The organism is Streptomyces glaucescens (assembly GCF_000761215.1).
Classification (GTDB): Bacteria; Actinomycetota; Actinomycetes; order Streptomycetales; family Streptomycetaceae; genus Streptomyces; species Streptomyces glaucescens_B.
The window spans coordinates 773,086-786,536 of sequence record NZ_CP009438.1 but is presented as its reverse complement, the minus strand read 5'-3'; the positions used below and the strand labels follow the sequence as shown (position 1 = coordinate 786,536).

Genomic DNA, 13,451 nt, shown 5'->3' with positions numbered 1-13,451 from the left:
AAACGTACGAGAAGGCGCGGACATTTTCCGCCCCTGGGGCGGGGCGGGGGCGGGTCACTTCGCGGAACCGCCGGGCAGGCCCGCGGCGATGTACTTCTGGGCGAGGACGAGCAGCACCGCCGCGGGCACCGCGGACAGCACGGACGCGGCCATCACCGCACCCCGGTCGCCGACGTGCGCGCCGATGTACTGGTGGATGCCGAGCGTGATCGGCTGGACCTCGTCGCCTCGGCGTCCCAGCGGTGGTAGCTCTCGTCGGTCGAGGAGTTCAGCACGGTGTGGACGTGGCCGTCGCGCTGCCGGGCGCATCCGGTCAGGCCTGCCACCAGGAGGCAGACGGCGGCGAGTGGGACCGTGGCGCGGCAGTGGTTGAAGCGCTTCGATACACGGCGGTCCCTGCTGTCGGACGTGCCCGGCCTCCCCGCCGGAGATTTTGTTCGGCCAGATGACCAATACGCCAGTCCCCGGGTGCCCCGCTAGACCCGTACACGACTTCTTCCACGCTCCCCACGACCGCCCGATCGGTCACACATCCAGAAAGTGCCTGTTCAGCGGGGAGAAAATTCGCATGAACAGGGGGTGCCCCCGGTGTCCGCTGTGTACGATCCAACTCCCCGGGCGACAGTCTCCGCAGTCCCCGCCGACAGTCCCGCTCCCCCCGAGGAAGACCATGAAGTTCACCAACGGGTTCTGGCGCATCCGTGACGGCGTCCAGGTCGCATACGCCACCGAGGTCCGTGACGTGCGCGTTCAATCGAAGCGCTTCACCGCCCACGCCTCCGCGCAGAAAGTCAGACACCGAGGCGACACGCTCAACGCGCCGCTCCTCACCGTCGACTGCTTCTCGCCCGCCGAGGGCGTCATCGGAGTGCGCGTCACCCATCACGCCGGCAGGCTGCGCCCGGGACCGGACTTCGCCCTCGCGGCCGAGCCCGGCGGTGCGGGCCAGGTCCGCCGGGACGGCACCGTCACCGAGCTGACCAGCGGCGCACTGACCCTGCGCCTGGACCGGGCGGCCCCGTGGACCCTGACCTTCCACGACCCGGACGGACGGGAGGTGACCCGGGCCGGCCGCAAGGGCACCGCCTTCGCCACCACCGCCGACGGCACCCACCACGTCCTCGCCCAGCTCGCCCTCGGCGTCGGCGAGCAGATCTACGGACTCGGCGAGCGCTTCACCCCCTTCGTCAAGAACGGCCAGGTCGTCGACGTCTGGCAGGCCGACGGCGGCACCAGCAGTGAGCAGGCCTACAAGAACATCCCCTTCTACCTGTCCTCACGCGGCTACGGCGTCTTCGTCAACCACCCCGGCGCGGTCTCCTTCGAGATCGGCTCCGAGTCCGTCGGGCAGGTGCAGTTCAGCGTCGCGGACCAGACGCTGGAGTACTACGTCATCGCGGGCCCCACCCCGAAGGACGTCCTCACCCGCTACACCGCCCTGACCGGCCGCCCGGCCCTGCCGCCCGCCTGGTCGTTCGGGCTCTGGCTCAGCACGTCCTTCACCACCGACTACGACGAGGCGACCGTGATGTCGTTCGTCGACGGCATGGCCGAGCGCGGCATCCCGCTGTCCGTCTTCCACTTCGACTGCTTCTGGATGCGCGAGTACCAGTGGTGCGACTTCCAGTGGGACCCCGAGGTCTTCCCCGACCCGGAGGGCATGCTCGCCCGGCTCAAGGCGAAGGGGCTGAAGGTCAGCGCCTGGATCAACCCGTACATAGCGCAGAAGTCCCCGCTGTTCGACGAGGCCGCCGCGCTCGGGCACCTGGTGCGCCGGCCGGACGGCGACGTGTGGCAGTGGGACCTGTGGCAGGCCGGCATGGGGCTGGTCGACTTCACGAGCCCCGACGCCCGCGCCTGGTTCCGTTCGAAGCTGAAGCCGCTCCTCGACCAGGGCGTGGACTGCTTCAAGACGGACTTCGGCGAGCGGATCCCGACCGACGTCGTCTGGCACGACGGGTCCGACCCGGAGCGGATGCACAACTACTACACCCAGCTCTACAACCGGACCGTGTTCGACCTCCTCACCGAGGAGCGGGGCCCCGGCGAAGCCGTGGTCTTCGCCCGCTCCGCGACCGCCGGCGGGCAGCAGTACCCCGTGCACTGGGGCGGCGACTGCTGGTCCTCCTTCGAGGCCATGGCCGAGTCGCTGCGGGGCGGACTGTCCCTGTCGCTGAGCGGCTTCGGCTTCTGGAGCCACGACATCGGCGGCTTCGAGGGCACGCCCGTCCCGTCGGTCTTCAAGCGCTGGCTGGCCTTCGGCCTGCTGTCCTCCCACAGCCGCCTGCACGGTTCGTCGTCCTACCGGGTGCCGTGGGAGTTCGGCGAGGAGGCCGTCGACGTCGCCCGCGAATTCACCCTGCTCAAGCACCGCCTGATGCCCTACCTGTACGGCGCCGCCGTCGAGGCCCACCGCACCGGCGTGCCGGTGATGCGGCCCATGGTCCTGGAATTCCCGCACGACCCGGCGTGCCGCCCGCTCGACCGCCAGTACATGCTCGGCCCCGACCTCCTCGTCGCGCCGGTGTTCACCGAGGACGGCCAGGTCGAGGTCTACCTCCCCGAGGGGACCTGGACCCACCTGCTCAGCGGCGAACGGGTCACCGGACCGGCGTGGCGCACCGAACGGCACGGCTACGACAGCCTGCCGCTGTACGTCCGGGAGGGCGCCGTCCTGCCCCTGGCCGGCGACGACCGGCGGCCCGACGGCGACTGGCTGGACAACCCGACCCTGCTCGTCCATCCGCCGGCCTCCGCCGAGTACGCCCGCGAGGCCGGGGTGCCGGACCTGACGGGCGCGCGGGCCGCCGTGTTCCGCGTGCGCCGCGAGGGCGAGGTCCTGCGCGTCACCGCGGACGGCACCGGCCGGCCGTTCACCGTGCGCGTCGCCGGCGGCGCGAGCGCGCAGGGCACGGGGGAGGTGACCGTCCCGCTGCGGCGGCCGGCCGCTCCGGGCCGGTGACCCGTCGGCGGCGGCGAAGGGTGCGGAAGGGCGCCGCCCCCCGGCGCGCCGGGGGCGTGCTCCATGTGCCGCGTCCGGCGCGCGTCCCCGGCGTGACGGTGCCAGCGTGGAGGGCAGGGGGCACCCGTGCCGGGGTGCTCCAGGGACCGAGGAGCGTCACCCATGGCCCGGGCGATGTGGACCGGCGTGATCACGTTCGGACTGGTCACCGTGCCGGTCGGCCTGTACACGGCGACCGAGGACCACACGGTCCACTTCCACCAGCTCCAGCGCGGCACCTCCGACCGCATCCGCAACCGACGGGTCAACGAGCGCACCGGCGAGGAGGTGACCGCCGCCGACATCGTCAAGGGCTTCGAGGTGGGGGAGGGCGAGTACGTCGTCGTCGAGCCCGACGAACTCGACGACATCGCCCCGGGCCGCTCGCGGACCGTCGAGATCTCCGACTTCGTCGACCTGGCGGAGATCGAGCCGGTCTACTTCGCCCGCACCTACTACGTCGCCCCCCGGGGCGAGCAGTACCAGAAGGTGTACGAACTGCTGCGCGCGGCACTGGCCGAGTCCGGGAAGGCCGGGATCGCCACGCTCGTGATGCGGGGCAGGCAGTACCTGACCGCCCTGCGGGCGGAGGAACGGCTGCTCGTCCTGCAGACCCTGCACTGGGCCGACGAGGTCCGGGACCCCGGCAGGGAGCTGCCCGAACTGCCCACGGCCCGGGCCGGCCGGGGCAAGGAGCTGGACATGGCGGTGCAGCTGGTCGACGCGCTGAGCGGGCCGTGGGAGCCGTCCCGCTACCACGACACCTACCAGGAGAAGGTGCGGGACCTGGTGCGGGCGAAGGCGGAGGGCCAGGAGATCACGCCCGCCGAGGAGGCGCCCGCGGCGACCGACGTCATCGACCTGATGGAGGTCCTGCAGGGCAGCATCGACCGTGCCCGCGGCACCGCGAAGACGGGCAGGAAGCGCGCGGAGCGCCCGGAGCCCGCGGAACGCACCCGGCGCCGGGCGCCCGCGGAGCGCCGGGAGCGCACCGAGCGCGCGGAGGGCTCGGCGAAGCGGAGGCCCGCGCGGAAGACCACCGGCAAGGCGGGGGAGAAGGCCACCGGGAAGGCCACCGGGAAGGCCACGCAGAGGGCCGCCCCCAAGTCCGAACTGCGCAAGCTGAGCAAGGCGGAGCTGTACCAGCGCGCGACCGGCCTGGACGTCGCCGGCCGGTCGAAGATGAGCCGGGAGGAGCTGATCGACGCCCTCGCCCGCACCGGGCGCCCGCAGCGCACGGGACGTCCGGGGAAGAAGACGGTGGCCGCCTGACGGCGCCCCGGACGGACGGCCGGAACCGGCCGTCCGTCTTCGTCAGGAGCATGACGGGACAGAAGCGGGGAAAGGCGTGGAGGCATGGATGAACAGCGGACGCACGCCCGGCGCGCGACCGAGCCCCGTCGGTCCCTGGCCGTAGGCGCCGTGATCGGCGCGGCGGTCATGGCCGCGATCGACGAGATCGTGTTCCACCAGATCCTCCACTGGCACCACTTCTACGACCGGTCCTCCGACGGGGTGGCACTGCTGTCGGACGGCCTGCTGCACACCGCGGAACTGCTCGCGCTGGTCGCCGGGTTCGTCCTCTTCGCCGACCTGCGCCGACGGGACGCCCTGTCACCGGCCCACGCCCGGGCCGGACTCCTCCTCGGCCTGGGCGCCTTCCAGCTCTTCGACGGGATCGTCGACCACAAGCTGCTGCGACTGCACCAGATCCGCTACGGCGTCGACGTGACCCCGTACGACTGGGCCTGGAACCTGGCCGGCCTCGCCCTGCTCCTCGTCGGCGCGGCACTGTCCGTCCGGGCCGCCCGGCGGGGCCCGCGGACACCGTGACGACCGGCCACCCCCCGCCCCTCGGACCGCAGGCCGCCCTCGTGTGCGTCCTCGCCGGTGTCGCGTACACGCTGGCCGCGGGGCGGCTGCGGCGCCGCGGCGACGGCTGGCCACGGCGGCGGGACGCGACGTTCGGCACCGGCCTGGCGCTGCTGCTGTGGGGGTGGTGCGGGCCGCTGCCCGGCGGTCCCTTCACCGAGCACTCCGCCCGCCACCTGCTCGTCGGCATGGCGGCACCGGTGCTGCTCGTCCTGGCCCGCCCGCTCACCCTGACGCTGCGCACCCTGCCGCCCGGCGGCCCGCGGCGCACTCTGCTGCGCGTGGCCCATTCCAGGCCCGCCGGATGGCTGCTGCTGCCCCCGCTCGCCGCGGTCCTCCACATCGGGGGCACGTGGGCTCTTTACCGCACCGGACTGATGTCCCTCACCCACCACCACCCGCCGCTGGACGTCCTCGTCCACCTGCACATGGTGGCTGCGGGCCTGCTGTTCGGCTTCGCCGTCTGCCGGCTCGATCCGGTGCGTGGGCCGCGGAGCCTGCCGCTGCGCGCCGGGACGCTGCTGCTCGCCGGGGCCGCGCACGCCGTCCTGGCCAAGGGCCTGTACGCGGCGGGACCCCCGGGCACCAAGTTCGCCGCCGGCGACCTGCACACCGGTGCGCAGCTCATGTACTACGGCGGTGACGCCGTGGAACTTCTCCTCGCCGCGGCGCTGGCCGTCCAGTGGTACGCCGCCACCGGGCGCCGGTACGCCCGCGCCGCGGCACGCGCCGGCCACGGGGCCGGTCCCCGGGTTCAGCGGCCCCAGGCCTGATCACGCGGCAGCGGACCCGCGTCGGCGTGCCGGCCCGGACGGCGGCCCGCGTGCCGCTGCCCCGGCCCGGGACCGTTGCGGGCCGCCAGCGCGTCCGCGACGGCGCCGGCGGCGAACGCGTACACCGCCTTGTGCAGCAGGTCGACCGCCAGCTCGGCACGCGGCCAGGTCGGCGGCGGGGCGCCGACGCCGGTGGCGTTCTCCAGGACCTGGTCGCTGGTCAGCCGTACGACCGCGAACTGCGCCGAAGCCGACGGGCCGCGCAGCCCCGCCTGTGCCATGACCGACCGCAGGACACCGAGCAGGGCGCCCTGGCCGACGTGCATGACCCAGTTCACCGGCACCGCCCGGTGCCCCGGGCGCTCGGGCAGCCCGGCCAGGCGCTGCAGCGTGCGCGCCGGGACGTGCGAATCGGGGCGCCCGGTCAGCCGCTGCTCCAGCTTCTCGCCCAGCGTCATCGCCGCGACTCCGGCCGTACCGGCGATCAGTCCCTGCCATACCGCTCGTGTCATCATGCCGCGCCGAGTACCCGGACCTGCCGGTCCGGCACCGGCAGGCGGGCGCGCCCGCGCCGGCACCCGCGCCGGCGCACGAGCGCTTCCCGCGGGTGAAGGGCGCACGACCATCCGGGCGCCGCCCGCGTGGCGCGGGGCGGGGCGCCGGGGCGGCTGGTGTGCCCTGGGGTGTCGAGACCGGCTCACCCGTGAAGGAGACACACGGCATGTTCGGACAGTCCCAGGCCTACAGCGGCTTCTCGGTCGACGACCTCGGCGCGGCCCGCCGCTTCTACGGCGAGACGCTCGGCCTCGAGGTGGAGGAGGCCGGGCAGGCTCCCATGGAGACGCTGGTCGTCAAGCTGGGCAGCGGCGCGCGGGTCTTCGTCTACGCCAAGGCGACGCACGCCCCGGCGACGTTCACCGTTCTCAACTTCCCCGTGGACGACATCGACGCCGCCGTCGCCGAACTGGAACGGCGCGGTGTGACGCTGGAGCGCTATCCCGAGTTCGGCCACGACGAGAAGGGCGTCGTCCGGGGCGAAGAGGGCCCGGCGGCGATCGCCTGGTTCACCGACCCGGCGGGGAACGTGCTCTCCGTGATCCAGGAGAACTGACCGGCTGCCGCCCGCCCCCGACTGCCCGTCGTGCGAGACTGGTTGGGCGCTCGACCGGATGGCGGACGCCATCGTGGACGAGCCCGTGCGCATCGCGCCCCCCGGCGCCGAGCCGCCCGCCGCCGACCGACCGTCCACCGACCAGGAGGACCGGCTTGCCCGCCATCGACGCGTCCCGCCTGCACACCACGGCCCGGGCGTACGACGCCATCGCGCCGCAGTACGTCGCCCTGGTGGGGGACGGCCTGGCCCGCCTCCCGCTCGACCGCGCCATCGTCGAGGCGTTCGCGGGCCTCGTCCGCCAGGCCGGGCCGGGCCCGGTGGGGGACCTGGGCTGCGGCCCCGGGTACCTGGCGGCCCACCTGCGCGACCTGGGCCTCGACGTCTTCGGCGTCGACCTGTCGGAAGCCCTGATCGCGCACGCCCGCGAGCGCTACCCGGACCTGCCGTTCTCCGTCGGGTCCATGGCCGCGCTGGACGTCGCCGACGGCACCCTCGGCGGCATCGTCTCCTGGTACTCGCTCATCCACGCGGCCCCCGCCGACGTACCCGTGTACCTGGCGGAGTTCCACCGGGTGCTGGCGCCCGGCGGCCAGCTCCTCCTCGGTTTCTTCGAGTCGGGGGGAGAGCCCTTGTCACCCTTCGCCCACAAGGTCACCACCGCCTACCGGTGGCCCATCGACCGGCTCGCGGGCCTGGCGGGCGCCGCCGGGTTCGAGGAGGTGGGCCGCATGCTGCGGCAGCCCCTCGAGAACGAGCGCTTCCAGCACGGGCGCCTGCTCCTGCGCAAGCGGTGACGGCGCGTCGCGGGGCTCAGCAGCCGCCCGTCACGTAATGACCCGGCGCGGTCTGCTTCAGCGTCCGGACGGTGAAAGTGTTCCACAGGCCCAGGTACTCGTCGGAGCCCCTGGCGTAGGCGCGGCCGCCGCTCGCCCAGGCGCGTTGGGCGACCGTGTGGTCGTAGGTGCTCGCCGTGTGACAGGTGGGCGTGAACCCCGTGGTGGTCGCGGTCACGGCGGTGGAGGCGGCGCCCACGCGGCCGGCGGGGTCGACGGCGGTCACGGTGTAGCGGTAGGCCGTGCCGGTGGCCAGGCCGCCGTCGGTGTGCGCGGTGGACGCGGTGTCCGCGACCTTCGTACCGCCGCGGTGGACCTGGTACGACTCCGCCCCGGCGACCGCGTTCCAGCGCAGGGTCACGCTCGTGTCGGTGGTCCCGGTGACGGTCAGCCCCGTGGGGGCGGGCAGCGTTCCGGGATCCCCGCCGTCACCGTCCAGGCCCCAAAGCCGTGCGGTGTGGTGGGCGGAGCAGATGGTGTCGAGGTAGTACGTGCCGGTGCTGCCGCACTGCCCGGCGCCGCTGCCGGGGTCGACCGGGAGCCCGTGCGCCATGCCGGAGACCGAGTACACCTCGACCGCGGGCCGGCCGGAGGCGTCGTCGTGGACGCTGAGCGTGGTGCCCCCGGTCAGGCTCACGGTGCGGGAGGGGGTCGGGGAGATGCCCCACACGTTCGTCCACTGGTCGCGCAGCTCGCTCGCGTTGGCGGGCCGGACCGTGGTGTCGGCGGTGCCCTGCCAGATCGCCACCCGCGGCCACGAGGCGGTGCCGGCGGGGGCGGCGGCCCGCACCAGGTCGCCCCACTGCGCCGGGGTACGGTCGGGCGGGCCGTACATGCAGGTGTACGCCGCGCTGACGCTGCCCGCGCAGTGGGCGGGCAGCCCGGCGGCGATGGAACCGCCCGCGAAGACATCGGGATACGCGGCGAGCAGGTTCGCCGTCATGCCGCCGCCCGCGGACAGGCCCGTGACGTACACGCGCCGGGGGTCGCTGCCGTACTGCGCGACCGCCTTGTCGACCATCTGCCTGATCGACAGGGCCTCGCCGCCGCCGCGCACGCTGTCGCCCGGCTCGAACCAGTTGAAGCACGAGGTGGCGTTGTTCGCGCTGCTCGTCTCCGGGAAGACCACCGCGAAGCCGAGGCGGTCGGCGAGCTGCGGCCACCCCGAGTGGGTGTAGTAGTCGCTCGCGCTCTGCGTGCAGCCGTGCAGGGCCACGACCAGGGGCGCGCCGGAGGGCAGGGCGTCGGGGACGTAGCCGTACATGGCGAGGTTGCCGGGGTTGGTGCCGAAACCGGTGACCCGGGTCAGGCCCGCGGCGGAGGCGGGCGGGCCCGCGGCCACCAGGCCGGCGGTGACGGCGAGGGCGCCCACCGCGGCGGCGATCCGGCGGCGGACGCCTGAGCCGGAACGGCGGCGGCCCCCGGCGGGCCGGCGGGGATCTCTCATGGCGACTGCCTCCTCGGGGCGGGACGTCGGGACGGCGAGTGGGGGCATCATCGAGGCGGCCCCGGCTCAGCGGCATGGGTGCCGCCACCAGGTCGAGCGACCGTGCTGTGTGACGGCCCTCCATGGTCACGTCCGCTCGCGGCGGCCTAACCTCCCGCGCATCCACGCACTCGATCCCGGAGGCAGCCGATGCGTCACGCCCGCGGTTCCGCACCCCGCTTCTGGTCACGCGGCGCACCGGCCGCACTCGCCCTGACCGCACTCGTCCTCACCTCCTCACCGGCGACGGCGACCACCACGGCCACCACCGCGGCCCCGGCGGCGTCCGCGTCCGCCGGCGCCGATTCCCACTGCGCCCGCCTGGACCGGGTGCGCGTGCCCGGTGCCGAGCGTCAGCGGGCGGCCTGCCTGGCGGAGCTGACCACGGCCGGGACGGCCGCCTCCGGGCACACGGACCCCGCCGACTGGGCCGGGCTCACCCCGAAGGACCTGGCGGTGCCGAGCGGGGTCCCGGGCATCCAGATCGACGGCTACTTCCCCGACTCGTCCACCACCAACACCAACCACGGCTGGAACCACGACGCCCAGTTCGTCCTCCGCCTGCCCGACCGCTGGAACGGCGGCCTGGTGGTGGCCGGCACCCCCGGCAACCGCGAGCAGTACGCCAACGACCGGGCCATCGCCGACTGGGTCCTCGCCCGTGGCTACGCCTACGCCGCCACCGACAAGGGCAACACCGGCCTCGCCTTCCACCGGGACGGCGGCGCCCCGGGCGACGCCATCGCCGAGTGGAACCACCGGCTCACCCAGCTCACCAGGGCCGCCCGCGCGGCGGTCGCCCGGCGCTACCTGCGCCCGCCGTCGCGCACCCTGGTGACGGGAATGTCCAACGGCGGTTACCTGGTGCGCTGGCAGCTCGAGAACCACCCCGAGCTCTACGACGGCGGGGTGGACTGGGAGGGCACCCTGTGGCGCGCCGACGGCCCGACGCTGCTCCACTTCCTGCCCCAGGCGCTGCGCGCCTACCCCCGGTACGCCGCGGGCGGGCCGGACGCCGAGCGGGCGCGGGCCGCGCTGCACACCGCCGGGTTCCCGGCCGGCTCGGAGTTCCTCTGGCCGTACCACCACCAGGTCTACTGGGACCTGACCCAGCGCATCTACCGCGAGGAACTCGACCCCGGCTACGACGGGGCCACGGAGGCCGGCACACCGTACTGCGCGCCCACCCCGGGCTGCGACGCCGACTACGACTACGCGGCGCGCCCCGACGAGGTGCGGCGGGCCGTGGCGGGGATCGCGCTCACCGGGCGGATCGGCAAGCCGCTGATCACCCTGCACGGCACGCTCGACGTCCTGCTGCCGATCGGCCGGGACTCCGACGTCTACGCCCGTATGGTCGACGACGCCGGGCGCGGCCGGCTGCACCGCTACTACCGGATCGAGGACGGCACCCACGCCGACGCGCTCGTCGACGCCTTCCCGGACCGGCTGCGCCCCCTCACCCCCTGCCACCGCTCGGCGTTCACCGCGCTCGAGGACTGGCTCGCCCGGGGGCACCGGCCGCCCGCCTCCCGCACGGTCGCCCGGCCCGCCGGGGCGGACGCCGTGGACCTGCTGACCTCCTGCCCCCTGTCCGGGCGGCGATGAGTCCGCGGACCGCGACGAGCACGTGGCCGCCGCCGTGACCGCGTGAACCGTGGCGGTGCCCCGGGGCGCGGGGCGGGCGGTCGGGCCGGTCAGTCCCGCACCAGGAGGGTGCGCCCGCGTCCCGCCGCCCGCCGGCGCGCCGCCGGCCGGACCGCCGGCACCTCAGGGTGTCCCGTCCGGGTGAGCGGCGCGGCGCGCGGAGTTCCGGGCGGGCCGGCAGGACCGGCGGCCGCGGCGGAACGGCAGGGTGCCGCGCGGCAGTTGCCGGCAGATCTTCCCGGCGGTGCCGACCGGGGCGTCGATGCGCGGGGGGCGTACGCGAGGGGCCCGCGCGGGCCGGCCACCGGCGGCCGGCCCGTGGCCGTGCCGTCCTGGCCGGATCCCGAGCCGCGGTGGGCGCCGAGTCTTGACTCCCGGGCGGCGAGTCGCGATCCTCGTCGGATCACTTGCGTGAGCATGACAACACAAGGGAGTGGTCATGGCCCGACGCTCGTACCGCAGCCGCAGCGGCGTCACCGTCATGACGCTGCTCCTCCTCGTCCTGGCCATGGCCCTCGGCCCCACCCCCAGCTCCGCCGCGGGCGACGACTGGTGGAACCCGGCCGCCCGCCCCGCGCCCGACTCGCAGATCGACGTCACGGGCGCGCCCTTCACCGGCACCGACGCCCAGGGGCGGGTCCGCGGCTTCGTCGACGCGCACAACCACCTGTTCTCCAACGAGGCCTTCGGCGGCCGCCTCATCTGCGGCAGGCCCTTCTCCGAGGCCGGCATCTCCGACGCCCTGAAGGACTGCCCCGAGCATTACCCCGACGGCTCCTTGGCGATCTTCGACTTCATCACCAACGGCGGTGACGGCAGGCACGACCCGGTCGGCTGGCCCACCTTCAAGGACTGGCCCGCGCACGACTCGCTCACCCACCAGCAGAACTACTACGCGTGGGTGGAGCGGGCGTGGCGCGGCGGCCAGCGGGTCATGGTCAACGACCTCGTCACCAACGGCGTGATCTGCTCGGTCTACTTCTTCAAGGACCGCAGCTGCGACGAGATGACGTCGATCCGGCTCCAGGCGAAACTGACGTACGACCTCCAGGACTACGTCGACCGCATGTACGGCGGCCCCGGAAAGGGCTGGTTCCGCATCGTCACCGACAGCGCGCAGGCCCGCCGGGTGATCGAACAGGGCAAACTGGCCGTCGTCCTGGGCGTGGAGACCTCCGAGCCGTTCGGCTGCAAGCAGATCCTGGACGTGCCGCAGTGCGACAAGGAGGACATCGACAAGGGGCTGGACGAGCTGTACGCGCTCGGCGTGCGCAGCATGTTCCTCTGCCACAAGTTCGACAACGCGCTGTGCGGCGTGCGCTTCGACTCCGGCACGCTCGGCACCGCCATCAACGTCGGGCAGTTCCTGTCCACCGGCACCTTCTGGAAGACCGAGAAGTGCGCGGGCCCGCAGGCCGACAACCCCATCGGGCTCGCCGCCGCCCCCGAGGCCGAGAAGCGGCTGCCGGCGGGCGTGTCCGTCCCGTCCTACGACGCGGACGCGCGCTGCAACGTACGCGGCCTGACCGCACTCGGCGAGTACGCCGTGCGCGGCATGATGCAGCGCAAGATGATGCTGGAGATCGACCACATGAGCGTCAAGGCCACCGGCCGGGTGCTCGACATCTTCGAGGCCGGGTCCTACCCGGGCGTGCTCTCCTCGCACAGCTGGATGGACCTGGACTGGACCGAGCGGGTCTACGGACTCGGCGGCTTCGTCGCCCAGTACATGCACGGCTCCGAAGGCTTCGTCGCGGAGGCGGAGCGCACCGAGGCACTGCGCGACAAGTACGGCGTCGGCTACGGCTACGGCACCGACATGAACGGCGTGGGCGGCTGGCCCGGCCCGCGCGGCACGGACACCGGCAACCCGGTCCGCTACCCGTTCCGCAGCGCCGACGGCGGATCCCTGATCGACCGGCAGACCACCGGGCAGCGCACCTGGGACCTGAACACCGACGGCGCCGCCCACTACGGGCTCGTCCCCGACTGGATCGAGGACATCCGGCTGGTCGGCGGCCAGGACGTCGTCGACGACCTGTTCCGCGGCGCCGAGTCCTACCTCACCACCTGGGGCGGCACCGAACGGCACCGCGCGGGCACCGACCTCGCCGCGGGCGCCCGCGCCACCGCCAGCTCCACGGAATGGTGGAACCCCTTCACCGCCTACGCGCCCGGCCGGGCCGTCGACGGCGACCGGGACACCCGGTGGGCCAGCGAGTGGAGCGACGCCCAGTGGCTGCGACTCGACCTGGGCGCCACCCACCTCGTCGGACGCGTCACCCTCGACTGGGAACGCGCCTACGCCAAGGCGTACCGCGTCGAACTCTCCGCCGACGGCGAGACCTGGCGGACCGTCTGGTCCACCACGGCCGGTGACGGCGGACTGGACACCGCGCGGTTCACGCCGGTTCCCGCCCGTCACGTCCGCGTCCAGGGGCTGATCCGGGGCACCGAGTGGGGCTACTCGCTGCGCGAGGTGTCCGTCCACAGCGGCTGACGCCCCTGTCGGCTCGTCCGCGGCCGGGGAGTTGTCCCTGTCGGCCCGTCCGCGGGCGGGGCGTCGTCGTCTGTCGGCTCGTCCGCGGCCGGGGCGTCGTCGTCTGTCGGCCCGTCCTCCGCCGGGGAGCTGTCCGCTGTCCGTCCCTTCCCGGCCGGGCAGTTGTCCCCTGCCCGCCCGTCCCCGGCCGGGCAGTTCTCCCGTCACCCCGGCGCCGCCGGCGCG

The 13,451-nt window shown here is 74.0% G+C and carries 10 protein-coding genes and 1 pseudogene; 8 read left to right on the top strand and 3 right to left on the bottom strand.

Annotated elements, in window-relative coordinates; genetic code table 11:
- Positions 1–54: 54 nt before the first annotated feature.
- Positions 55–225 (bottom strand): annotated as a pseudogene (locus tag SGLAU_RS33350) (carbohydrate ABC transporter permease); the annotation flags it as partial.
- Between the two features lie 445 nt (positions 226–670).
- Here SGLAU_RS33350 and yicI point away from each other — a divergent pair.
- From yicI to SGLAU_RS03380, 4 genes are all read left to right on the top strand, one after another.
- Entirely contained in the window at positions 671–2,962 is a 2,292-nt protein-coding gene (yicI, locus tag SGLAU_RS03395) for an alpha-xylosidase (RefSeq protein ID WP_043498238.1), read from the top strand.
- 162 nt (positions 2,963–3,124) lie between these two features.
- A complete protein-coding gene (locus tag SGLAU_RS03390) occupies positions 3,125–4,273 on the top strand; it encodes a Ku protein (protein WP_043498236.1) in 1,149 nt (382 codons plus the stop codon).
- Between the two features lie 84 nt (positions 4,274–4,357).
- Positions 4,358–4,834, top strand: a complete 477-nt coding sequence (locus tag SGLAU_RS03385; protein ID WP_043498234.1) for a DUF2243 domain-containing protein — start codon at positions 4,358–4,360, stop codon at positions 4,832–4,834.
- Positions 4,831–5,646 carry a cytochrome c oxidase assembly protein gene (locus tag SGLAU_RS03380; protein ID WP_052413591.1) on the top strand — a complete coding sequence of 272 codons (816 nt, stop codon included), beginning with the start codon at positions 4,831–4,833 and terminating at the stop codon, positions 5,644–5,646. The genes SGLAU_RS03385 and SGLAU_RS03380 overlap by 4 nt, the downstream gene beginning before the upstream one ends.
- On the opposite strand, the gene SGLAU_RS03375 is transcribed toward SGLAU_RS03380, so the two are convergent.
- On the bottom strand, positions 5,628–6,161 hold the full coding sequence (locus tag SGLAU_RS03375; protein WP_043498232.1) for a hypothetical protein: 534 nt from the start codon (positions 6,159–6,161) through the stop codon (positions 5,628–5,630). The two genes, SGLAU_RS03380 and SGLAU_RS03375, sit on opposite strands and share 19 nt — an antisense overlap.
- A 206-nt stretch (positions 6,162–6,367) precedes the next feature.
- Between SGLAU_RS03375 and SGLAU_RS03370 the strand changes: the two genes are divergently transcribed.
- Positions 6,368–6,757 carry a VOC family protein gene (locus SGLAU_RS03370; RefSeq protein ID WP_043498229.1) on the top strand — a complete coding sequence of 130 codons (390 nt, stop codon included), beginning with the start codon at positions 6,368–6,370 and terminating at the stop codon, positions 6,755–6,757.
- A 164-nt stretch (positions 6,758–6,921) separates the two neighbouring features.
- Positions 6,922–7,554: a class I SAM-dependent methyltransferase gene (locus SGLAU_RS03365; protein ID WP_043506211.1), complete on the top strand. Its 633-nt coding sequence runs from the start codon at positions 6,922–6,924 to the stop codon at positions 7,552–7,554.
- A 16-nt stretch (positions 7,555–7,570) separates the two neighbouring features.
- On the opposite strand, the gene SGLAU_RS03360 is transcribed toward SGLAU_RS03365, so the two are convergent.
- Positions 7,571–9,040, bottom strand: a complete 1,470-nt coding sequence (locus tag SGLAU_RS03360) for a PHB depolymerase family esterase (protein WP_078957570.1) — start codon at positions 9,038–9,040, stop codon at positions 7,571–7,573.
- 189 nt (positions 9,041–9,229) lie between these two features.
- Here SGLAU_RS03360 and SGLAU_RS03355 point away from each other — a divergent pair, with 189 nt between their 5' ends.
- Together SGLAU_RS03355 and SGLAU_RS03350 are read left to right on the top strand one after the other, a co-directional pair.
- The gene (locus SGLAU_RS03355) at positions 9,230–10,687 is read left to right on the top strand and encodes a tannase/feruloyl esterase family alpha/beta hydrolase (RefSeq protein ID WP_043498227.1); all 1,458 of its coding nucleotides are present in this window, start codon (positions 9,230–9,232) and stop codon (positions 10,685–10,687) included.
- Between the two features lie 478 nt (positions 10,688–11,165).
- Positions 11,166–13,226, top strand: a complete 2,061-nt coding sequence (locus SGLAU_RS03350; protein WP_043498225.1) for a discoidin domain-containing protein — start codon at positions 11,166–11,168, stop codon at positions 13,224–13,226.
- Positions 13,227–13,451: the final 225 nt, after the last annotated feature.